The sequence below is a fragment of the Streptomyces sp. NPDC005402 genome, assembly GCF_040606575.1.
GTDB lineage: Bacteria > Actinomycetota > Actinomycetes > Streptomycetales > Streptomycetaceae > Streptomyces.
Genome location: NZ_JBEXFB010000026.1, coordinates 19,287 through 39,478 on the forward strand (window position 1 = coordinate 19,287; position 20,192 = coordinate 39,478).

The 20,192-nt window shown below is 70.0% G+C and carries 21 protein-coding genes; 8 read left to right on the plus strand and 13 right to left on the minus strand.

Going from position 1 to position 20,192, the window contains the following annotated elements; genetic code table 11:
• Positions 1–46 precede the first annotated feature (46 nt).
• Positions 47–907 (minus strand): hypothetical protein, encoded by an 861-nt coding sequence (locus tag ABZT02_RS36995; protein WP_356025702.1) that lies wholly within the window; start codon positions 905–907, stop codon positions 47–49.
• A 488-nt stretch (positions 908–1,395) separates the two neighbouring features.
• Between ABZT02_RS36995 and ABZT02_RS37000 the strand changes: the two genes are divergently transcribed.
• From ABZT02_RS37000 to cseC, 5 genes are all read left to right on the plus strand, one after another.
• Positions 1,396–2,349: an A/G-specific adenine glycosylase gene (locus ABZT02_RS37000; protein WP_356025705.1), complete on the plus strand. Its 954-nt coding sequence runs from the start codon at positions 1,396–1,398 to the stop codon at positions 2,347–2,349.
• 235 nt (positions 2,350–2,584) lie between these two features.
• A complete protein-coding gene (locus ABZT02_RS37005) occupies positions 2,585–3,127 on the plus strand; it encodes a SigE family RNA polymerase sigma factor (RefSeq protein WP_356025707.1) in 543 nt (180 codons plus the stop codon).
• A complete protein-coding gene (locus ABZT02_RS37010; RefSeq protein WP_356025709.1) occupies positions 3,112–3,789 on the plus strand; it encodes a hypothetical protein in 678 nt (225 codons plus the stop codon). Before ABZT02_RS37005 ends, ABZT02_RS37010 begins: the two co-directional genes overlap by 16 nt.
• A gap of 98 nt (positions 3,790–3,887) precedes the next feature.
• Complete coding sequence (cseB, locus tag ABZT02_RS37015) at positions 3,888–4,592, plus strand: two-component system response regulator CseB (protein WP_356025712.1); 705 nt, start codon at positions 3,888–3,890, stop codon at positions 4,590–4,592.
• Between the two features lie 17 nt (positions 4,593–4,609).
• Positions 4,610–5,944, plus strand: coding sequence for a two-component system sensor histidine kinase CseC (gene cseC / locus ABZT02_RS37020; protein WP_356025714.1), 1,335 nt, complete (start codon positions 4,610–4,612; stop codon positions 5,942–5,944).
• 27 nt (positions 5,945–5,971) lie between these two features.
• Here the strand turns inward: cseC and ABZT02_RS37025 are convergent, their stop codons facing one another.
• From ABZT02_RS37025 to ABZT02_RS37040, 4 genes are all read right to left on the minus strand, one after another.
• Positions 5,972–6,823, minus strand: a complete 852-nt coding sequence (locus tag ABZT02_RS37025) for a class I SAM-dependent methyltransferase (protein ID WP_356025892.1) — start codon at positions 6,821–6,823, stop codon at positions 5,972–5,974.
• Positions 6,814–7,248, minus strand: coding sequence for a VOC family protein (locus ABZT02_RS37030; protein ID WP_356025716.1), 435 nt, complete (start codon positions 7,246–7,248; stop codon positions 6,814–6,816). The genes ABZT02_RS37025 and ABZT02_RS37030 overlap by 10 nt, the downstream gene beginning before the upstream one ends.
• Positions 7,245–7,739 (minus strand): helix-turn-helix transcriptional regulator, encoded by a 495-nt coding sequence (locus ABZT02_RS37035; protein WP_356025719.1) that lies wholly within the window; start codon positions 7,737–7,739, stop codon positions 7,245–7,247. The genes ABZT02_RS37030 and ABZT02_RS37035 overlap by 4 nt, the downstream gene beginning before the upstream one ends.
• A 114-nt stretch (positions 7,740–7,853) precedes the next feature.
• On the minus strand, positions 7,854–9,419 hold the full coding sequence (locus ABZT02_RS37040) for an MDR family MFS transporter (protein WP_356025721.1): 1,566 nt from the start codon (positions 9,417–9,419) through the stop codon (positions 7,854–7,856).
• 146 nt (positions 9,420–9,565) lie between these two features.
• Here ABZT02_RS37040 and ABZT02_RS37045 point away from each other — a divergent pair, with 146 nt between their 5' ends.
• Positions 9,566–10,162, plus strand: a complete 597-nt coding sequence (locus ABZT02_RS37045; protein WP_356025723.1) for a TetR/AcrR family transcriptional regulator — start codon at positions 9,566–9,568, stop codon at positions 10,160–10,162.
• An 869-nt stretch (positions 10,163–11,031) separates the two neighbouring features.
• Here ABZT02_RS37045 and ABZT02_RS37050 read toward each other — a convergent pair.
• A complete protein-coding gene (locus ABZT02_RS37050) occupies positions 11,032–11,580 on the minus strand; it encodes a M23 family metallopeptidase (RefSeq protein WP_356025895.1) in 549 nt (182 codons plus the stop codon).
• Positions 11,581–11,980: 400 nt separating this feature from the next.
• Here ABZT02_RS37050 and ABZT02_RS37055 point away from each other — a divergent pair, with 400 nt between their 5' ends.
• Positions 11,981–12,616 (plus strand): HAD family acid phosphatase, encoded by a 636-nt coding sequence (locus tag ABZT02_RS37055; protein ID WP_356025725.1) that lies wholly within the window; start codon positions 11,981–11,983, stop codon positions 12,614–12,616.
• Positions 12,617–12,944: 328 nt separating this feature from the next.
• Here ABZT02_RS37055 and ABZT02_RS37060 read toward each other — a convergent pair whose 3' ends face one another.
• Positions 12,945–15,470: an ATP-dependent Clp protease ATP-binding subunit gene (locus tag ABZT02_RS37060; RefSeq protein WP_356025728.1), complete on the minus strand. Its 2,526-nt coding sequence runs from the start codon at positions 15,468–15,470 to the stop codon at positions 12,945–12,947.
• Between the two features lie 430 nt (positions 15,471–15,900).
• On the opposite strand from ABZT02_RS37060, the gene ABZT02_RS37065 reads away from it, so the two are divergent.
• The gene (locus tag ABZT02_RS37065) at positions 15,901–16,668 is read left to right on the plus strand and encodes an SCO3374 family protein (protein ID WP_356025730.1); all 768 of its coding nucleotides are present in this window, start codon (positions 15,901–15,903) and stop codon (positions 16,666–16,668) included.
• Between the two features lie 35 nt (positions 16,669–16,703).
• Here ABZT02_RS37065 and ABZT02_RS37070 read toward each other — a convergent pair whose 3' ends face one another.
• The 6 genes from ABZT02_RS37070 to ABZT02_RS37095 all read right to left on the minus strand — a co-directional run bounded on the left by ABZT02_RS37070 (position 16,704) and on the right by ABZT02_RS37095 (position 20,190).
• Positions 16,704–17,039, minus strand: a complete 336-nt coding sequence (locus tag ABZT02_RS37070) for an Lsr2 family protein (protein ID WP_037717519.1) — start codon at positions 17,037–17,039, stop codon at positions 16,704–16,706.
• Positions 17,040–17,261: 222 nt separating this feature from the next.
• On the minus strand, positions 17,262–17,810 hold the full coding sequence (locus ABZT02_RS37075) for an amino-acid N-acetyltransferase (RefSeq protein WP_057612446.1): 549 nt from the start codon (positions 17,808–17,810) through the stop codon (positions 17,262–17,264).
• A 9-nt stretch (positions 17,811–17,819) separates the two neighbouring features.
• The gene (locus ABZT02_RS37080; RefSeq protein ID WP_356025733.1) at positions 17,820–18,224 is read right to left on the minus strand and encodes a BlaI/MecI/CopY family transcriptional regulator; all 405 of its coding nucleotides are present in this window, start codon (positions 18,222–18,224) and stop codon (positions 17,820–17,822) included.
• Positions 18,225–18,361: 137 nt separating this feature from the next.
• On the minus strand, positions 18,362–18,526 hold the full coding sequence (locus tag ABZT02_RS37085; RefSeq protein ID WP_020122549.1) for a hypothetical protein: 165 nt from the start codon (positions 18,524–18,526) through the stop codon (positions 18,362–18,364).
• Positions 18,527–18,584: 58 nt separating this feature from the next.
• Positions 18,585–19,262 carry a hypothetical protein gene (locus ABZT02_RS37090; RefSeq protein ID WP_356025898.1) on the minus strand — a complete coding sequence of 226 codons (678 nt, stop codon included), beginning with the start codon at positions 19,260–19,262 and terminating at the stop codon, positions 18,585–18,587.
• A 130-nt stretch (positions 19,263–19,392) separates the two neighbouring features.
• Positions 19,393–20,190 carry a type III pantothenate kinase gene (locus ABZT02_RS37095; protein ID WP_356025736.1) on the minus strand — a complete coding sequence of 266 codons (798 nt, stop codon included), beginning with the start codon at positions 20,188–20,190 and terminating at the stop codon, positions 19,393–19,395.
• Between the last annotated feature and the right edge of the window lie 2 nt (positions 20,191–20,192).

The following is a 20,192-nucleotide window of genomic DNA, read 5'->3' on the forward strand; positions in this document are numbered from 1 at the left end:
CGGAGCCGCGGGCACAGACAAGCGTCCGCGGCACCCTCTCAGTCGTTCAGTCGTTCTCCAGCACGAACGAAGCCTGGGCCGTGGCGTACCCGGGCGCCTTGACCTCCACCAGGTACGTCCCCGCCCCCGCAGACCCCGCGGGCGGCGTCGCGCACTGCGGAGCACTCGGCTTGCGGTCCCACGTCACGGTGTACGTGATGCTGCTCTGGGCCGGAGCCCGGTAGACCAGGTTCCCCGCGGACTTGGGGCAGTCGGCGGACGACCAGTAGGTGTCGTCCGAGCCGGCCTGAGTGATCGTCAACACCGCGTTCCTGGGCCCGAGATCGACCTTGCAGTCACTGCCGGAGGAATTCGTCGCGGTCAGCAGCAAGGTCGGCGTCTGGCCGGGGGCGTAGGCGTTGTGCAGACTCCGCACGCGCAACTTCACCGCACCCGCGGTGCAGTTGGGCATCGAGGAGCCGGCCGGAAGGGTGTCGCCCTGCCCGACGCCGATGCCCGTACCGCCGCTCCCGGCGCTGCCGCCGGCACCGGACCCGCCCGCCCCGGCGGAGCCACCCGTAACGGTCTCACCGCCGGCTCCCGAGCCGGCCCCCGCGCCGGCAGCCGCGCCGGAACCGGAGCCCGATCCCGAACCGCCGCCGGTGTCCCCACCGGTCGTCGACTCGTCGCGGCCGCCCGGGGCTTGACTGATCGCCGGTCCGGAACCGGAGGGTCCGGGGGTGATCGTCGAGGGGGAGGGATTCTTGTCGTTGGGCCCGTCCGCGCCGTTCTTGCCGCCTCCGCCGCCGGAGCTGACGATCCATGCGATCAGCAGCGCCAGCACGGCGAGGACGGACAGCATGACGGCCCTCCGTCGCCAGTAGATGGAGGAGGGAAGCGGCCCGACCGGATTGCGCAGAGATCCCACGGCGCAAACTGTACGAGAGATCGGCGAGTTCGCCGCCCTCACCCGCCGCCGGACGCCACAACTTTTCAGGATCATCATTCCGGAAACTGACACGTGACGATCGCGGGGTGTGACCGTATCGGCCCACCGCCTACGGTCCGTGACCATGGACTTCAGGGGCGCCGGGCTCTACCGGGACATCACCGACGTCGCGGATGACACCCTCACGTGGGTACGACACAGCGGCGGGACATGGACGGAGGCCGGACTCCCGCTCTTCGGCGCACCGTTCGCCGACACCACCCACCTGTTCGCGATCGCGCGCCTTGCACCTCTGGCCACGGCTGCCTCCCGACTTTCCCGCCCGCACCACGAGTTGCCCCCGCGGGGCGGCGGCGACGGCCGGGCTCAGTGCGGTGGTCCGCACCGCTGTCGACCGTCAGGTCCCGTGGCCCCCGGCATGGCGGTACCCGCGCACGGGCCCCCGGCCATGGCAGGATCGGAAGGCCATGACTGCGCCCACGAAGCCCCAGCCCCAGCCCCAGCCCCCGCACAGCAGCCCCGCCGACGGCGTCACCGACGCTCCCCGCGGAGCCGGCCTGCACTCCCCCGTCATCGACTGGTTCGACGAGCACGCCCGGGATCTGCCGTGGCGGCGGCCCGAGGCAGGCCCGTGGGGGGTGATGGTCAGCGAGTTCATGCTCCAGCAGACGCCCGTGAGCCGGGTGCTGCCGGTCTACGAGCAGTGGCTCGCGCGGTGGCCGCGGCCCGCCGATCTGGCCGCGGAGGCGCCCGGTGAGGCCGTGCGCGCCTGGGGCCGGCTCGGATATCCGCGCCGGGCCCTGCGGCTGCACGGCGCCGCGGTCGCCATAACGGAACGGCACGGCGGTGACGTACCGACGGACCACGCACAGTTGCTCGCGCTGCCCGGCATCGGCGAGTACACGGCCGCCGCCGTCGCCTCCTTCGCGTACGGGCAGCGGCACGCGGTGCTGGACACCAATGTGCGGCGGGTGTTCGCGCGGGCGGTGACCGGTGTCCAGTACCCGCCGAACGCCACCACGGCCGCCGAGCGCAAACTCGCCCGCGCGCTGCTGCCGCAGGACGAGCGCACCGCCGCGCGCTGGGCCGCCGCCTCCATGGAGCTGGGCGCGCTGGTGTGCACGGCCAAGAACGAGGCCTGTGGGCGCTGCCCCATCGCCGCCCAGTGCGCCTGGCGGCTCGCGGGCAAGCCCGAGCACGACGGGCCGCCGCGGCGCGGGCAGACGTACGCCGGTACCGACCGCCAGGTCCGCGGCAAGCTGCTCGCCGTGCTGCGGGAGGCCCACGCGCCGGTGCCGCAGGCGGTGTTGGACCGGGTGTGGCACGAGCCGGTGCAGCGGGCTCGGGCGCTGGACGGTCTGGTCGCGGACGGGCTCGTCGAGCCCCTCCCGGGTGGTTTGTATCGGCTGCCGTTGACATAGGCGTCGCGAAGCAAACCGGCGAATCTCCCTGAACCGGCGCGAATGACCGCGCCGGTTTACCCCTTTTCAGCTTCCGTTACACAACCGACGGACAGCCGATTGCCAGCCGCGTGCTGCTTCGCACAGCCCCGTGACAACAGCTCCGTAGCTTCGTTGCCATGCCGCACACCAGGCGGCAGCACACGCGATGAGAACCGGCAGGGACTGCCGGAACGGGGATCAGGAGGCGGTCGACATGGCGCAGGGAGAGGTGCTCGAGTTCGAGGAGTACGTTCGCACCCGGCAGGACGCGCTGCTGCGCAGCGCACGCCGCCTGGTCCCGGACCCGGTCGACGCGCAGGACCTGCTCCAGACGGCGCTCGTGCGGACGTACGGCCGCTGGGAGACCATCGAGGACAAGCGGCTCGCGGACGCCTACCTGCGCCGGGTGATGATCAACACCCGTACGGAGTGGTGGCGGGCGCGGAAGCTGGAGGAGGTCCCGACCGAGCAGCTCCCGGACGCCTCGGTCGACGACTCCACCGAGCAGCACGCGGACCGCGCCCTGCTGATGGACGTCATGAAGGTGCTGGCCCCCAAACAGCGCAGCGTCGTGGTGCTGCGACACTGGGAGCAGATGTCCACGGAGGAGACGGCCGCCGCCCTCGGCATGTCGGCCGGTACGGTCAAGAGCACGCTGCACCGGGCGCTCGCCCGGCTCCGTGAGGAGCTGGAGGCCCGCGACCTGGACGCACGCGCGCTGGAGCGTGAGGAGCGGGAGCGTTGCGAGGCGGCCTGACCGAGCCCGGGCCCACCCGGCCGGACCTCGCTCCGGTCCGGGGGATCTTCCAGGCGGCAAGCACGGCGGTGGTCGTGCTGGCCGCCCTCGCCCTTTTCGTCTCCGCCTGCGCCACCGGCGGCACCGGCACCCGTGACGAGGGTCCGGCGCACGCGGTCGCGGAGGACGGCGGCTCCCCCTCGGTCCGGCCGTCCGCTCTGACTTCCCCGCGTCTGGACCGGAAGGGCGCGGTCGCTCTCCTCAGGTCCGACCCGAAGGTCTCCGAGGCGGTCAAGCGCGATCTGGAGCCCTGTGGCACCGACCAGTACCCGGTCGACCTGTTCTACGGCGACCTCACCGGCGGCTCGGCCGACGACGTCGTCGTCAACGTCGTGACCTGTGCGGATCTGGTGGGTGTCGGCTCGTACGTGTATCGCGAGGAAGACGGTTCGTACCAGAATGTCTTCCAGACCGAGGAACCTCCGGTCTACGCCGAGATCGACCGCGGCGATCTGGTGGTGACCAAGCAGGTGTACGAGAAGGGCGACCCGGTGTCGGATCCTTCCGGCGAGAACGTGATCACGTACCGCTGGGCCTCGGGCAGGTTCGCCGCGGTGTACCGGACGCACAGCGACTACAGCGACGTCGTCGGCACGGATCCGACGTCGGTGCCCGACAGCTGACGTACGGCATGGTCCGCCGGCGTACGGCGTGAACCGATCGGGCCGCCCGGAACGATCCCCCAGTGACCGCAACGACCCCGAAGAGTGAGAGCACCCGGATGGCAGACCAGACCCACGTGCTGTTCGTCGAGGACGACGACGTCATCCGCGAGGCCACCCAACTCGCCCTGGAGCGGGACGGCTTCGCGGTCACCGCCATGCCCGACGGCCTGTCGGGGCTGGAGGCGTTCCGGGCGGACCGTCCCGACATCGCCCTGCTGGACGTCATGGTCCCGGGCCTGGACGGGGTCAGCCTGTGCCGCCGTATCCGCGACGAGTCCACCGTGCCGGTGATCATGCTGTCGGCGCGCGCCGACTCGATCGACGTGGTGCTCGGGCTGGAGGCCGGCGCCGACGACTACGTGACCAAGCCCTTCGACGGGGCCGTCCTGGTCGCCCGGATCCGGGCGGTGCTGCGCCGCTTCGGGCACGCGGGCGGGGCCGACCGGGGCGAGGTGGACGCGGACACGGCCGCCGGGGGCGTGCTGACCTTCGGTGAACTGGAGATCGACACCGAGGGCATGGAGGTGCGCAGGGCCGGGCAGACGGTGGCGCTCACCCCGACCGAGATGCGGCTGCTGCTGGAGTTCTCCTCCGCGCCGGGCACGGTCCTGTCCCGCGACAAGCTGCTGGAGCGGGTGTGGGACTACGGCTGGGGCGGTGATACCCGGGTCGTCGACGTCCATGTGCAACGGCTGCGGACGAAGATCGGCCAGGACCGGATCGAGACGGTCCGCGGCTTCGGCTACAAGTTGAAGGCCTGAGCAGGGGGACCTGGGGTATGCGGGGGATCCTTCGGGGCCCGGTGGCGGAGCGCGTGGCCGTGCGGACGGGCCTGAGGTGGAAGCTGAGCGCGGCCATCGCGCTGGTCGGCGCGCTCGTGGCGGTCGCGCTCAGCCTGGTCGTGCACAACGCGGCGCGCGTCTCGATGCTGGACAACGCGCGCGACCTGGCGGACGAGCGGATCCAGATCGCCCAGCGCAGTTACGAGCTGACGGGCAAGCCGAACTTCCCCAGCATCGCGGTCGACGACCGTCATCTGCCGCCCGCGCTGCGCGAGAAGGTCGAGGAGGGACGCCGGGCGACGTACGTCTCCGACCGCCCCGACCGGGGTCCGGACATCTGGGCGGCCGTCCCGGTCAAGGGCGGCCATGTGCTGTCCCTGCACACCGGGTTCACCGACCGCAGCACCGACATCCTCAACGACCTCGACCAGGCGCTGGTGATCGGCTCCATCGCGGTGGTCCTCGGCGGCAGCGCGCTCGGCGTGCTCATCGGGGGGCAGTTGTCGCGGCGGCTGCGGAAGGCGGCGACCGCGGCGAACCAGATGGCCAAGGGCGAGACGAACGTCCGGGTGCGGGACGCGATCGGCGGGGTCGTCCGGGACGAGACCGACGACCTGGCGAGTGCCGTGGACGCCATGGCGGACGCGCTCCAGCAGCGGCTGGAGGCCGAGCGCCGGGTCACCGCGGACATCGCGCACGAGCTGCGGACACCGGTGACGGGTCTGCTGACGGCGGCGGAACTGCTGCCTCCTGGCCGGCCCACGGAACTGGTCCTGGACCGGGCGAAGGCCATGCGCACCCTCGTCGAGGACGTCCTGGAGGTGGCCCGCCTCGACGGCGCCAACGAGCGGGCCGAGCTCCAGGACATCCTGCTCGGCGAGTTCGTCACCCGGCGGGTGGCGGCCAAGGACCCGGAAATAGAGGTCCGCGTGGTGCACGAGTCGGAGGTCACGACCGATCCGCGCCGACTGGAGCGCGTCCTGTTCAACCTCCTCGCCAACGCCGCCCGGCACGGCGAGCCGCCCGTCCAGGTCACCGTCGAGGGCCGCGTCATCCGCGTCCGCGACCACGGCCCCGGCTTCCCCGAGGACCTCCTCGCCGACGGCCCGAGCCGCTTCCGTACGGGCAGCGCGGACCGCGCGGGCCACGGGCACGGGCTCGGGCTGACGATCGCGGCGGGTCAGGCGCGGGTGCTGGGGGCCCGGCTGACCTTCCGCAACGTCCGCCCCGCCGGGACGCCGGAGGGGGTTCCCGCGGAGGGGGCGGTGGCGGTGCTGTGGCTGCCGGAACACGCGCCCACGGCCACGGGAAGCTATCCGATGCTGCCGTGACCCGCGGACGGATCAGGTGCGCCTCCGTCAGGTGGTCGCCACCATCAGCTCCTCGCCCCGGGACGGTCGTACGCCGTCCGTCCGCTCCCCGAAGTACCGCCGGTCCAGTTCCTCCACCGGCACATGCCGGGCCTCGCGGAAGCCGGACTCGCGGGCCAGGGTCAGGATCTCGGCGGGCCGGAAGAAGCTCAGGAACGGTGTGCCCGCCGCCCGTGCTCCCGCTACGGCCACCTCCAGCTGCGGGCGCTGTTCCGGTTCCACGTCCTCCGGCGGCCGTAGGAACGTCGTCACGAACGTGGACCCCGGGGCGAGCCCGGCGACCAGGCGGAACGTGGCCGCGTTCGCCTCCCGGGTGAGGTACATGGTGACGCCCGTGGAGGCCACCACCGCGGGGCGCCCGGCATCGAAGCCCGCCTCGGCCAGCCGCCCCCACCAGTCCCCCTCGAAGTCGACCGGCACGAGCCGCAGCCACTCCGGGACCCCGAACCCGAGGGCTTCGAGCCGCCGCCGCTTCCACGCCTGCGGTCCCGGGCGGTCGACCTCGAAGACCCGCAGCCCGCTCGCCGCGGCGACCTCCGGTCTGCGCTGGGCGAAGGTGTCGAGACCGGCGCCGAGGACGACGTACTGGTGCACACCCCGCTCCAGCACCAGGTCCTCGACGAACCGCGCCCGGGCCACGATCGACGCCCGGGTGCGGCGTGTGGCGTCCACGTGCATGTCGGGGCGGTCGCGCCATCCGTCGCCCGGGTCCGCGAGCCGCAGCCCGATCTCGTCCTCCAGCACATGCGGCGGCGCATCCGCGCGGACGTGCAGGGCCCGCCAGAGGGCGACCCGTACGGCGGTGTGGTCCGCCTCGGCCACGTCCTTTGTCACGCCCAGTCCTTGGAGAAGTCCAGCTCCTCGCTGCGCTGGGTCAGCGAGTACCAGTTGCCGTTGTCGTCGCGGAAGATCGCCTCGATGCCGTACGGCCGCTCCTGCGGCTCCTGGATGAACTCCACCCCGCGCGCCCGGAACGTCTCGTAGTCACCGCGGCAGTCGTCGGTCCGGAACGCGCCCGCGCCCATCACGCCCTTGCCGACGAGTTTCTTCAGCGCCTCGGCGGACTCGGGGTCCAGGCCCGGGCCGTCCAGGCTCATCAGGGCCAGCTCGACGCCCGCCTGCTCCTTGGCGCCGACGGTGACCCATGTCATCTCGCCCATCGAGACCTCGCTGCGCACCTCGAAGTCCAGCTTCTCCGTGAAGAAGGCCTTGGTGCGTCGCTGGTCGAAGGTCCATACGGTGGCGATGCCCAGTCCCTTGATCATGGCTCCGCTCTCCTGTCGTCCGGGGGTTCCTCCCCGTCACCGTAGGCAGCGGCGGGGCCGGGTCGCTTCTTCGAAGTTGCGGTTCTCTTCCGGCTTCTCGCGGTGGGGAATCCGCCGGCCCAGAGCATGGCGTAGCACCCGGGGATCAGGGCGGCGCCGCGGCCCACGTGCCGGGTGCGGTACTCGCTCGGGGTGAGTCCGGTCCGCGCCTTGAAGCGGGCGGAGAAGGTGCCGAGGCTGCTGAAGCCGACCAGGTGGCAGATCTCGGTGACGCTCAGATCGGCCCCGCGCAGCATCTCCTCGGCCCGCTCGATCCGGCGGTGCGTGAGGTACTGCCCAGGTGTCTCGCCGTACGCCTCCTTGAAGGCGCGCAGGAAGTGATACCGCGAGTACCCGGCATGCGCGGCGACGGCGCCGAGGTCCAGCTCCGGGTCGGCCCAGTCCCGGTCCATGGCGTCCTTGGCGAGCCGGATCTGCCGCACTTTGTCCATGAGCCCGATGGTGGCACGCGGCACTGACATCGACCCCGCGGGCGGACACGGAGAAGGCCCCCGGGGCGGACACCGTCCGGGGGCCTTCGGTTCTTTCGGTTCAGCAGAGGCGGCTCAGACCTCGACCAGCGGGGCCGGCGCCGCGTCGTCCGCCGACTTCTGGGGGCCCGCTCCCTTCAGCGGCACCTCCTTGACGAACACCGCCGCCACCAGCGCGACCACGGCGACGATCGAGCCGAGCAGGAACGCCGAGTGCGTGCCCGCGGAAACCGCGTACTGGTACGCCTCGCGCACCGAGACCGGCAGCTTCTGCAGGCTCTTCCAGTCCAGCGACGCGGACTGCTCGGTCACCTTGGCCCCCAGCGCGCCGCCGCGCTCGGCCATGACGTCCTGGACCCGGTGGTTGAACAGCGCGCCCATGATGGCCACACCGAAGGAGGAGCCGAGCGTGCGGAAGAGGGTGGTGGACGAGGACGCGACGCCCATGTCCTTCATCTCCACGCTGTTCTGCGCGACCAGCATGGTGATCTGCATCAGGCAGCCCATGCCGAACCCGACGACGGCCATGAAGACACCGGAGGTGAGCCGCGAGGTCCCCGTGTCCATCGTCGACAGCAGGTACAGGCCGATCACCATCAGGACGCTGCCGACGACCGGGAAGACGTAGTACCGCCCGCTGTTGGTGGTGATCCGGCCCGCGACCATCGAGGTCACCAGCATCGCGCCCAGCATCGGCAGCAGCAGGAGCCCGGAGTTGGTCGCGGAGGCGCCCTGCACGGACTGCTGGTACAGCGGCAGGAAGAGGGTGGCGCCGAACATCACGAAGCCGGTGATGAAGCCGATGATCGACATCAGCGTGAAGTTGCGGCTGCGGAAGATGTGCAGCGGTACGACCGGCTCGGCGGCCTTGGTCTGCCAGAACACGAACCCGACGAGCGCGGCGACACCGATGCCGATCAGCTCCATGATCCGCGCGGAGGTCCAGGCGTACTCCGTGCCGCCCCAGGTGGTCACCAGCACGATGGAGGTGATGCCGACGGTCAGCAGGGCGGCGCCCAGGTAGTCGATACGGGCCTGTGCGCGCTTCTTCGGCAGGTGCAGCACCGCGCTGATCAGGCCGAGCGACACGACACCGAGCGGCAGGTTGATGTAGAAGGACCAGCGCCAGCCCCAGTTGTCGGTGATGGTGCCGCCGACCAGCGGGCCGCCGATCATCGCCAGCGCCATGACGCCGGCCATCATGCCCTGGTACTTGCCGCGCTCCCGCGGCGGGATCAGGTCACCGATGATCGCCATGACGCCGACCATCAGACCGCCGGCGCCGAGGCCCTGGACGGCCCGGAAGCCGATGAGCTGCCCCATGTCCTGGGCCATACCGCTGAGCGCGGAGCCGACCAGGAAGAGCACGATCGAGCTCATGAAGACGCCCTTGCGGCCGTACATGTCACCGAGCTTGCCCCAGAGCGGGGTGGCTGCCGCGGTGGCCAGCGTGTAGGCCGTCACGACCCACGAAAGGTGCTCGAGTCCGCCGAGCTCGCCGACGATCGTCGGCATCGCGGTGCCCACGATCATGTTGTCGAGCATCGCGAGCATCATGGTGATCATCAGCGCGAGCAGGACGACCCGTACGCTCCGCTGTTTCTTGTCCGGTTCCGTCTCGACCGTCTGCGTGTCCGCCATCGTTCTTCCCACTCCCCTGAGGTCCTGCGGTACTGCCCCCGCCGGGGTACTTACTTGCCGCCCGGCTAGTTGTCTACACTGGGGAAGGTAGACGCGTAACTAGCCGGGCGTCAAGTAAGTTTTATGGAAAGCCGAGGAGCACGAGGATGGGCGGCACCATGGACGTCACGAAGCAGCAGCGCCGCGGCAACACGCGCCAGCGCATCCAGGACGTCGCGCTCGAACTCTTCGCGGAGCAGGGGTACGAGAAGACGTCCCTGCGGGAGATCGCCGAGCACCTGGACGTCACCAAGGCGGCGCTGTACTACCACTTCAAGACCAAGGAAGAGATCCTCGTCAGCATCTTCGACGACCTGACGCAGCCGATCCTCGACCTGATCGAGTGGGGCCGGAAGCAGCCGCACACCCTGGAGACGAAGCAGGAGATCGTACGGCGCTACAGCGAGACGCTGGCCGGCGCGACGCCGCTGTTCCGCTTCATGCAGGAGAACCAGGCGACGGTCCGTGAACTGCGCGTCGGCGAGACCTTCAAGGAGCGCATGCAGGGGCTGCGCGAGATCATCGTCGACCCCGAGGCCGACCTGACCGACCAGGTCCGCTGCGTCAGCGCGATCTTCACCCTGCACGCCGGGATGTTCTTCCTCCAGGACATCGCCGGGGACCCGGAGTCCAAGCGCAAGGCGGTCCTGGAGGTAGCGACAGATCTGGTCACCCGGGCCCACCGGGGTGGCAGGAACGGTTAGGGCCGGGTCCGGGTGGAGCGGGGGCCGACGTCTGCGGCGCGGCGGGCGCCGGGGTCGGGCGTCTGCGATACGGGCGGCGCCGGGTTCGGAGCCTCCGGGAGCGGATGTCTTCGGGAGCGGATGTCTCCGGGTGCGGGCGTCGCCGGCCCGGCGACGCCGAGTGCGGGCCTCCTTCGGCCCGGGCGGGGCTGCGCGAGGAGCCGGCGCCTGCGGTCGGGCCAGGGGCAGCCCACCCGCGAGACCGGCACTGCCGCGGCTCGGCCGTGAGGCGACACGAGCCGCTCACGCCCCGACCCACCCCAAGGCCAACACGACGGCCGGCGCCCGCCGTTCGCCACCAGGCAGCACAAGGAGCTCCCGCCCGCGAACCGGCCTGAAGCCAACACGAACGACTCCCCCCGTCCCAGCCCACGAACAACGCCGGGAGCCGGCGCCCACGGTTCGACCCTGAGACGACACGGACCACTCACGCCCCGACCCACCCCAAGGCCAACACGAGTGCTGGCGCCCGCCGTTCGCTCCGAAGGCAACATAGGGAGCCCACGCCCGCGATCCCAGCCCGGAACCCAACACGAACGACTCAGCACCCGCTCCAGCCCGCGAACAACGCGAGTGCCGACGCCCGCGGTTCGACCCTGAGACGACACGAACCACTCACGCCCCGCCCCACCGCCGAGGCAGCCGGAACGGCTCGCACGCCCGACTCACCCGGAGACAGCGCCCGTCGGCCGCACAGCCGCTCCCCGCGGCCCGAACCACGGCCCGCCCCGCCCGGACGGAGGCGCCGCCCAGCCGTACACGTCGCCCCCGCTCACCAGACTCGACGGGACGCGCCACGCGCGCCACCCCGACCCTCGGGCACCTCCGGCTCAGACCTTGACGCCCTTGGCGCGCAGGAAGGCGACCGGGTCGATGGCCGAGCCGTAGTTCGCGGTGGTGCGGATCTCGAAGTGCAGGTGCGGGCCGCTGGAGTTGCCGGTGTTGCCGGACAGGGCTATGCGCTGACCGGTCTTGACGACCTGGCCGACCTTGACCTTGATGCGGGAGAGGTGGGCGTACTGCGAGTACGTCCGCTTGCCGTTCTTGATCACGATGGCGTTGCCGTAGGCAGGACCGTCACCGGCACCGCCCGGACCCGCCTTGACGACGGTCCCGCCGTGCGCGGCGAAGACGGTCGTGCCGCTCGGCACCGCGAAGTCCTGCCCGCTGTGGGTGGACTGCCACATGCCCCCGGCCTGCGCGAAGCTCGCGCTGAGCGTGTACTTCTTCACCGGGTCGACCCAGGAGGCCGAGGTGGACGCGGCCGAGGCGACTCCGGCCCCCAGTACAGCCGACGCCCCGACGGACGCGGCCACGACGGCCACACGGGTGCGGAGCAGGGACGTACGGGAAGAGCGGTGGGAGACGCGCTGGAACATTCGGAACCTCATGAAGCCGGGGACAGGAAACCACCCGGCGCACGACGGCGACCGGATGGGGCATCCCTTGGTAACCCCGGAGGCCGAATACCCCCAAATGGCGCATCTACGACGGAATGTAGTAATCGGGCTCAAGAGACCATCCGGGCAGTCCCTTTCTCGCCCCTTTCCCACCCCTATTTCACCCTTTACCCTCCTCGAAGTCTTCCACTATTCCGCCTAGTAATGGACAAATCACCTGTGCGGCAAGTCACCGGCGGCCCGGATGTAAAAGCCGTGACATGTGATGCACGTCTCTGGCCTCCTACCAACCAGTAACCCTACGGTTCCCCTCGCGCCACCCTCACCAACAAACATGCACGAGACAACTGCAGCGTTTCCGGACGTGAGAGGACCCCCCATGACAGACAGACGCCCCTGGGCGCGCCGCACAGCCGTAAGCACCGTCTTCGCAGCCGCACTTGTCGCCCTGGCCGTCCCCGCCGAGGCCGCGACGACGACCACCGCAAGCGCCTCCACGACCGCCACGGCCGCCGCAGCGGACGTCGACTACGCCACCTGGCAGACCGACTGCCAGGCCGTGATGGGCCAGGCCCTCCCCTACCTGAAGGCACGCATCGCCGCCCCCAAGCCCGGCGAGAAGCAGGCGATCGTCTTCGACATCGACAACACCACGCTGGAGACGGACTTCGGCTTCAGCTACCCCTCGCCGGCCAACAAGCCCGTCCTGGACGTCGCGAAGTACGCCCAGGAGCACGGCGTATCCCTGTTCTTCGTGACCGCGCGCCCCGGCATCATCGCCTCGGCGACCGACTACAACCTCAAGCAGGTCGGCTACCAGGTCAGCGGCCTCTACGTCCGCAACTTCATCGACCTCTTCAAGGACGTCGCCACCTACAAGACCGCCCAGCGCGTCGACATCGAGAACAAGGGCTACACGATCATCGCGAACATCGGCAACAGCGCCACCGACCTGTCGGGCGGCCACGCCGAGAAGACCTTCAAACTCCCTGACTACGGCGGCCAGTTGTCCTGACCCACTCCCACCGGACCGCGTACACGCACGTCGTGGGGCCGGCACCTTCGGGTACCGGCCCCCTCACGGGTCACGCATCGAACCGCTGACCGCGGCCCGGCGCGCGGCGGGATGCGGGACAGGACGTCGTCCTCGAACCGGGCGACATCCAGATGGAGTTTCACGACCCCCGCACCGGCGATCCCCTGAAGGTCCGCACCGAGACCGGGGCAGCGTCGCGGCCTTCGGCCGGGGCGGCCAGTGGAACCCGCCCGGTCGTGGCAGAACGCGAGAGGGGCCGGTGCTCTGTGAGCACCGGCCCCTCTCGTCGGCCCTACGGGCCTGAGGCTTACGCCTCCTTGCTCAGGTTCGGCCCGGCACCGCCGGCCGCCTGCTCGATCGGCGGGACGTCGGGCAGTGCCGCCTTCTCCTCGCCGCGGAAGGTGAAGGTCTGGGTCTCGCCCTCGCCCTCCGTGTCGACGACCACGATGTGACCGGGACGCAGCTCACCGAAGAGGATCTTCTCCGACAGCGTGTCCTCGATCTCGCGCTGGATCGTGCGACGCAGCGGTCGCGCACCCAGCACCTGGTCGTAACCCTTCGTGGACAGCAGCTCCTTGGCGGACTGGGAGAGCTCGATGCCCATGTCCCGGTCCCTGAGGCGCTCGTCCACCTTGCCGATCATCAGGTCGACGATCTGGAGGATGTCGGCCTGGGTCAGCTGCGGGAAGACGACCACGTCGTCGACGCGGTTGAGGAACTCGGGCCGGAAGTGCTGCTTGAGCTCGTCCGAGACCTTGTTCTTCATGCGCTCGTAGTTGGTCTTCTTGTCGCCCGAGGCCGCGAAGCCCAGGTTGAAGCCCTTGGAGATGTCCCGGGTGCCGAGGTTGGTCGTCATGATGATGACCGTGTTCTTGAAGTCCACGACCCGGCCCTGGGAGTCGGTCAGGCGACCGTCCTCCAGGATCTGCAGCAGCGAGTTGAAGATGTCCGGGTGGGCCTTCTCCACCTCGTCGAAGAGGACGACGGAGAACGGCTTGCGGCGGACCTTCTCGGTCAGCTGGCCGCCCTCTTCGTAGCCCACGTATCCGGGGGGCGAACCGAAGAGGCGCGAGACCGTGTGCTTCTCGCTGAACTCCGACATGTCGAGGGAGATCAGCGCGTCCTCGTCACCGAAGAGGAACTCGGCGAGCGCCTTGGACAGCTCGGTCTTACCGACACCGGACGGGCCGGCGAAGATGAACGAACCACCGGGACGCTTCGGGTCCTTGAGGCCCGCACGCGTACGACGGATCGCCTTCGACAGCGCCTTGACGGCGTCGACCTGGCCGATGACCCGCTTGTGGAGCTCGTCCTCCATGCGCAGCAGACGCGAGGACTCCTCCTCGGTCAGCTTGAAGACCGGGATGCCGGTGGCGGTCGCGAGGACCTCGGCGATCAGCTCGCCGTCGACCTCGGCGACGACGTCCATGTCGCCGGCCTTCCATTCCTTCTCCCGCTTGGCCTTGGCGGCCAGGAGCTGCTTCTCCTTGTCGCGGAGGGAGGCGGCCTTCTCGAAGTCCTGCGAGTCGATCGCGGACTCCTTGTCGCGGCGCACGCCCGCGATCTTCTCGTCGAACTCGCGCAGGTCCGGCGGCGCGGTCATCCGGCGGATGCGCATCCGGGAACCGGCCTCGTCGATCAGGTCGATCGCCTTGTCCGGCAGGAAGCGGTCCGAGATGTACCGGTCGGCCAGGGTGGCGGCCTGGACCAGCGCCTCGTCGGTGATCGAGACGCGGTGGTGGGCCTCGTACCGGTCGCGCAGACCCTTGAGGATCTCGATCGTGTGCGGCAGGGACGGCTCCGCGACCTGGATGGGCTGGAAGCGGCGCTCGAGGGCCGCGTCCTTCTCCAGGTGCTTGCGGTACTCGTCCAGCGTGGTCGCACCGATGGTCTGCAGCTCACCGCGGGCCAGCATCGGCTTCAGGATCGAAGCGGCGTCGATGGCGCCCTCGGCGGCACCCGCACCGACCAGCGTGTGCAGCTCGTCGATGAACAGGATGATGTCGCCGCGGGTGCGGATCTCCTTGAGGACCTTCTTCAGGCGCTCCTCGAAGTCACCGCGGTAGCGGGAGCCGGCGACCAGCGCGCCGAGGTCCAGGGTGTAGAGGTGCTTGTCCTTGAGGGTCTCGGGCACCTCGCCCTTGACGATGGCCTGGGCGAGGCCCTCGACGACGGCGGTCTTGCCGACGCCGGGCTCACCGATCAGCACCGGGTTGTTCTTGGTACGGCGGGACAGCACCTGCATGACCCGCTCGATCTCCTTCTCGCGCCCGATGACCGGGTCGAGCTTGGACTCACGAGCGGCCTGGGTGAGGTTCCGGCCGAACTGGTCGAGGACCAGGGACGTCGAGGGGGTGCCCTCGGCAGGCCCGCCGGCGGTGGCGGTCTCCTTGCCCTGGTAACCGGAGAGCAGCTGGATGACCTGCTGCCGCACCCGGTTGAGATCTGCGCCCAGCTTGACCAGGACCTGGGCGGCGACGCCCTCGCCCTCACGGATCAGGCCGAGCAGGATGTGCTCCGTGCCGATGTAGTTGTGGCCCAGCTGAAGGGCCTCGCGGAGCGACAGCTCCAGGACCTTCTTGGCACGGGGGGTGAAGGGGATGTGCCCGGACGGGGCCTGCTGCCCCTGCCCGATGATCTCCTCCACCTGCTGGCGGACCGCCTCGAGCGAAATCCCGAGGCTCTCAAGGGCCTTGGCGGCGACACCCTCACCCTCGTGGATCAGGCCCAGGAGGATGTGCTCGGTGCCGATGTAGTTGTGGTTGAGCATCCGGGCTTCTTCCTGAGCCAGGACGACAACCCGCCGCGCGCGGTCGGTGAACCTCTCGAACATCGTTAATCGCTCCTCAGAGCGGTCAGGCAGTGGGGGGAACTTCCCCTCCCTGTCCTTCCGCAGCTTAGTCCCGCAAGCGGGGACCGCTCATTCCAACTGCCGACACCGTCCTTGGCCTCCTGACCCCGAACGCCGACATCTGCTCCAACCCGATGGTGCGAGACGATGTTCCCGCAGGCCAGGCAGTTACCCCAGTCGCCAGTACGCCGATGGCGAACGTGAGACGGCCTTTCCTGCGTGTCGCCCCCTCCCACTAGGGATGTCTTACCCGCTCGAACCGACACTCCATGCCGTACGCCCCCCGTCCCTCCGCTACGGGCGAACAACCTTGTGCCACCCCGCACCTCCGCGCGCCCCCTCTTCCACCACTCTTCGCACACGTCGGTACACCCAGCGTAACTCTCGCGCCTTTCCGGCGGTTGCACTTGGCATGGTCGCCAGCCACCCCCCTCTCACCGCGGATCTCACCGCGGTCCCGCCCCCGCGCCGGCCGCTCGACCGGGCCGCCGACGACGACGATCCGGTCCGCCGCTGGTACGAGAACGAACTGGGATGGCCCACGGTGCCCGGGAGCACCCCTGAATCTCCCCTACGACTGCGCCTGGGTCTGCGCTTCGACGTCCTGGACGTCCCGGCCGAGGCAGGTCGCGCGGCCCTGCGCCACCTCACCGGGGCCTCTCCGGTGGCGTTGCGGGGCGACCGGATGCGGCTCCTGGTGGCGGCGGGCAGCGCGGAGGAGCTGCCGGGCCTGCTGGACTGGTTGGAGTGGGGCGCGCTGGCGCTCGACCTGCGGGCGATCGGCACGGGCGGTGTGATGCGGGCACCGCGTCCGCCGGAACCCGGGGTGGACGGGCTCGGAGAGGTGCCGTCGGAGCGCTCTGCGCGTCCGGAGTCGGGAGAGGGCGAAGGCGTTGTCCTGGCGTCGCTCCCGGAACCGGGGGGACGCACGCCCCGACCGTCGCCGAGGGAGGTGAGCCGGGCTGCCGGAGGCCGGCGGCCTCTCGTCCCGGGCCGCCCGGGCGCCCTGCAGGGGGCCGCCGTGTGGCTGCGGCCCCCCGAGCCTGGGTGCGAGGTCGAGGCCTCGCTGCCGACGGTGTCGGCGCTTGGGGGCCGTGGGGGTGCCCCCGATCTCGTACGCGTCGTGAACACGGTGGCGACGCAGTGCCACCGGCTGCGGCTGCGGCGCGCTCGGCCATAAGCCTTCGCAGGCCCTGGCCCTCGTGGACCTTTCGATCAGGCGTTGGCCTTCTCGTAAGCCTCACGAATGCTCGCCGGAACACGGCCGCGGTCATTGACCTCGTAACCGTTCTCCTTGGCCCAGGCACGGATCTGAGCGGTGTCCTGGCTGCCACCGGAAGCGGCCCGCGCCTTTCCGCGGCCGCCCGAAGCACGGCCTCCGGTGCGGCGACCGCCCTTCACGTAAGGGTCGAGAAGGCCACGGAGCTTGTCCGCATTGGCGGTCGTGAGATCGATCTCGTACGTCTTGCCGTCCAACGCGAACGTGACGGTCTCGTCCGCCTCGCCGCCGTCGATGTCATCGACAAGAAGGACCTGAACCTTCTGTGCCACCGGATTTCCTTTCATCCAATACTTGAGGGCCGGGGGTCTGCGGCGTCCGCCGTTTCGCCGTCCCCTGTTATATGCAGTACTGCAGTACGTCGGAAAGCAAACCGCTTTTGCCTGGAAAACACAAACCCCCGGGAGAGACCGACAGGGGCCGCTCCGTCCGGAAACATGCGCGTTTCGGACATAGGGAACCTGGGCAGGACCGAGCGCCGGAATCCTTGGCGATCACAGATGCAGAAGCATCCGGCTGTTGCCCAAGGTGTTCGGTTTCACCCGTTCGAGACCGAGGAACTCCGCCACGCCTTCGTCATAGGAACGCAGTAGCTCGGCGTAGACATCGGTGTCAACGGGTGTCTCACCGATCTCGACGAAGCCGTGCTTGCCGAAGAAGTCCACTTCGAAGGTGAGACAGAAAACGCGACGAACACCGAGCCAGCGGGCCGTCTGCAACAACTTCTCCAGCAACTGATGCCCGACCCCGGCACCCTTCAGCCCGGGCTTCACGGCGAGAGTGCGCACTTCCGCGAGGTCTTCCCACATGACGTGCAGGGCGCCGAAGCCGACCAGCTCGGCGTTGTCGTCGCGCTCGGCGACCCAGAACTCCTGGATGTCCTCGTAAAGCGTCACCGTCGCTTTGTCGAGCAGGATGCGGTCATGGACGTAGGAGTCAAGGAGCCGACGGATGCCGGCGACATCGCTGGTGCGGGCCCGCCGGACGGTGATGGCTTTTGCGGTGACTTCGGGGTTCTCGGCGGAGGGACTCTTCGCGGACATGAGCGGACGCTATCGCCCGCCGTCCCGCGATGCCGAGTCGGGGTTCTCCTCGGTCGGTCCCCCGACGATCCGTACGGCGTCCTGGAGTGCCTGGCGCTGTTCCTCGCTCATCATGCCGAAGAAGGCGACGAGAGCGGCGGCGGGGTTGTCACTCTGGGACCAGGCGTCGTTCATCAGTGCGGCGGCGTAGGCGGCCCGTGTGGAGACCGCCTCATATCGATAGGCCCGGCCTTCCGCCTCACGGCGCACCCAGCCCTTCTGATGGAGATTGTCCAAAACGGTCATCACGGTTGTGTACGCGATGGACCGTTCCTGCCGAAGGTCTTCCAGGACTTCTCGAACGGTGACCGGGCGGTTCCACTTCCACACCCGCGTCATCACCGCGTCTTCGAGTTCTCCCAATGGGCGAGGCACAGCTCAGCACAATAGTGGGAGATCCGGCTGTCGGCGTGACAGACGGGCCCTTTGAGTGCCGAACAGCAACAAAAAGGGCGTACGACTCCGAAAGCTCGGTGGCTCGGGGAGTCGTACGCCGACGAGGGTGCGGCCGGTCAGTCGGCCTGCTTGGTCGCCTCCGCGCGCGCGAGGGCGGCGTCGACGGCCGCGTCCTCCTTGGCCTTGTTGGCGCCGCCCTGGGTCTTCACGATGACTCGGATCAGACCGATGAAGAACACGGCCATGACGACCGGGGGCACGAGCGCGGAGACATAGTCCATGCGTCCAGAGTAGCCACGCGCGGACGGACAACTCGGGCGGGGTGCGGCCTGTTCCGCCTCAGCCCGCGGCCAGCTGCTGCGGCGGGGTCGGCTTGCGGCGCGGGAAGACCTCGCCCGGGGTGGGAATGGGACGGGAGGGCTTCGGGGCGGCGGGAGAGGGTTTCTCCGCGGGCTTGGCCGGGGGTCTGGCCGGCTCCTTCCGCGGTTCGCGCTGCGGCTCCTTGGCGTCCTGCTCCGCCGGACCGCCGCGGGCACTTCCGAAGCGGTCGCCGGAAAAGCCCCCGGAAAGGCCACCGGGCAGCGCCAGGAGGCGGGTACGGGAGGCCGGGACCACAGGGGCCACCGGGGCGCGCCGGGCGCCCGTGGCGCCCGCGAGGCGGGTCCTCACGTCCCGTTCGGCCAGCACCTGGCAGCGGCTCAGCAGCGCCGCCGCGACGGGGTTGCCGCGCAGCGCCCGGAGCGCGGCGAGATCATCGGGCTCGGGCCGGTACCCGGCGCCGAGCGCCTCCTCCAGCAGTGCGAGGTAGCCGGCGGCGGTGCCGGGCAGTGCGGCTCGGTACCGGGCGAGGTCGGCCACCAAGAAGGCGCGCAGCCGGGCGCCCTCACGCACCGCCTCGTCGAGGGACTCGGCGAGGCGGTGGCAGTCCTTGATGTCCTCGGCCGAGGCGGGGGCGGGGTGAAGGGCGAGGGCGAGAGCGCGGCGGAGCACACGCAGCTCCTCCACGCCGAACGCCATGCCGCCGCGGGATCCGTATGGCGTGGGCATGCAGCGACAGTACGCGCTAATCAGACAAACCCGCTATAACGGACGGGTGTGGCGCGACGGGGCCACACCAATGCCGGTCCCCGCGCCCCCGCCCGGCAGGTCACATCCGCGACACGTTCCGCTCGTAGACCAGCCGCAGCCCCACCAGCGTCAGCCAGGGCTCGTGCTCATCGATCACCGACGACTCCCCCAGCACCATCGGCGCCAGCCCACCCGTCGCGATCACCGTCACGTCGTCCGGGTCCTCCGCGAGCTCCCGGGCCATCCGGCTCACCACGCCGTCGACCTGCCCGGCGAACCCGTACACGATCCCGGCCTGCATCGCCTCGACGGTGTTCTTCCCGATCACGCTCCGCGGCCGGGCCACCTCGATCTTCCGCAGCTGCGCCCCCTTCACCCCGAGCGCCTCCACGGAGATCTCGATTCCGGGCGCGATGACCCCGCCGACGTACTCCCCGCGCGCGGAGACGGCGTCGAACGTCGTCGCGGTACCGAAGTCCACGACGATCGCGGGGCCGCCGAACAGCTCGACGGCCGCCACCGCGTTGATGATCCGGTCCGCGCCGACCTCCTTGGGGTTGTCGGTGAGGATCGGCACCCCCGTCTTCACTCCGGGCTCGACCAGCACGGCCGGCACGTCGCCGTAGTAGCGCCGTGTCACCTCACGCAGCTCGTGCAGCACGGACGGCACGGTCGCGCAGATCGCGATCCCGTCGATGCCGTCGCCCAGTTCGTCCCCGAGGAGCGGATGCATGCCCATCAGGCCCTGGAGCAGGACCGCCAGCTCGTCCGCCGTCCGGCGGGCGTCCGTGGAGATCCGCCAGTGCTCGACGATGTCCTCGCCGTCGAACAACCCGAGGACGGTGTGCGTGTTGCCTACGTCGATCGTGAGGAGCATCG

Bases quoted from the DNA above. Each gene is read 5' to 3' on its own strand.
- ABZT02_RS37000 (WP_356025705.1), top strand. From the start codon at position 1,396: ATGACTGCGCCCACGAAGCCCCAGCCCCAGCCCCAGCCCCCGCACAGC.
- ABZT02_RS37005 (WP_356025707.1), top strand. From the start codon at position 2,585: ATGGCGCAGGGAGAGGTGCTCGAGTTCGAGGAGTACGTTCGCACCCGG.
- cseB (WP_356025712.1), top strand. From the start codon at position 3,888: ATGGCAGACCAGACCCACGTGCTGTTCGTCGAGGACGACGACGTCATC.
- cseC (WP_356025714.1), top strand. From the start codon at position 4,610: ATGCGGGGGATCCTTCGGGGCCCGGTGGCGGAGCGCGTGGCCGTGCGG.
- ABZT02_RS37030 (WP_356025716.1), bottom strand. From the start codon at position 7,248: ATGATCAAGGGACTGGGCATCGCCACCGTATGGACCTTCGACCAGCGA.
- ABZT02_RS37035 (WP_356025719.1), bottom strand. From the start codon at position 7,739: ATGGACAAAGTGCGGCAGATCCGGCTCGCCAAGGACGCCATGGACCGG.
- ABZT02_RS37040 (WP_356025721.1), bottom strand. From the start codon at position 9,419: ATGGCGGACACGCAGACGGTCGAGACGGAACCGGACAAGAAACAGCGG.
- ABZT02_RS37045 (WP_356025723.1), top strand. From the start codon at position 9,566: ATGGGCGGCACCATGGACGTCACGAAGCAGCAGCGCCGCGGCAACACG.
- ABZT02_RS37050 (WP_356025895.1), bottom strand. From the start codon at position 11,580: ATGTTCCAGCGCGTCTCCCACCGCTCTTCCCGTACGTCCCTGCTCCGC.
- ABZT02_RS37055 (WP_356025725.1), top strand. From the start codon at position 11,981: ATGACAGACAGACGCCCCTGGGCGCGCCGCACAGCCGTAAGCACCGTC.
- ABZT02_RS37060 (WP_356025728.1), bottom strand. From the start codon at position 15,470: ATGTTCGAGAGGTTCACCGACCGCGCGCGGCGGGTTGTCGTCCTGGCT.
- ABZT02_RS37065 (WP_356025730.1), top strand. From the start codon at position 15,901: ATGGTCGCCAGCCACCCCCCTCTCACCGCGGATCTCACCGCGGTCCCG.
- ABZT02_RS37075 (WP_057612446.1), bottom strand. From the start codon at position 17,810: ATGTCCGCGAAGAGTCCCTCCGCCGAGAACCCCGAAGTCACCGCAAAA.
- ABZT02_RS37085 (WP_020122549.1), bottom strand. From the start codon at position 18,526: ATGGACTATGTCTCCGCGCTCGTGCCCCCGGTCGTCATGGCCGTGTTC.
- ABZT02_RS37090 (WP_356025898.1), bottom strand. From the start codon at position 19,262: ATGGCGTTCGGCGTGGAGGAGCTGCGTGTGCTCCGCCGCGCTCTCGCC.
- ABZT02_RS37095 (WP_356025736.1), bottom strand. From the start codon at position 20,190: ATGCTCCTCACGATCGACGTAGGCAACACGCACACCGTCCTCGGGTTG.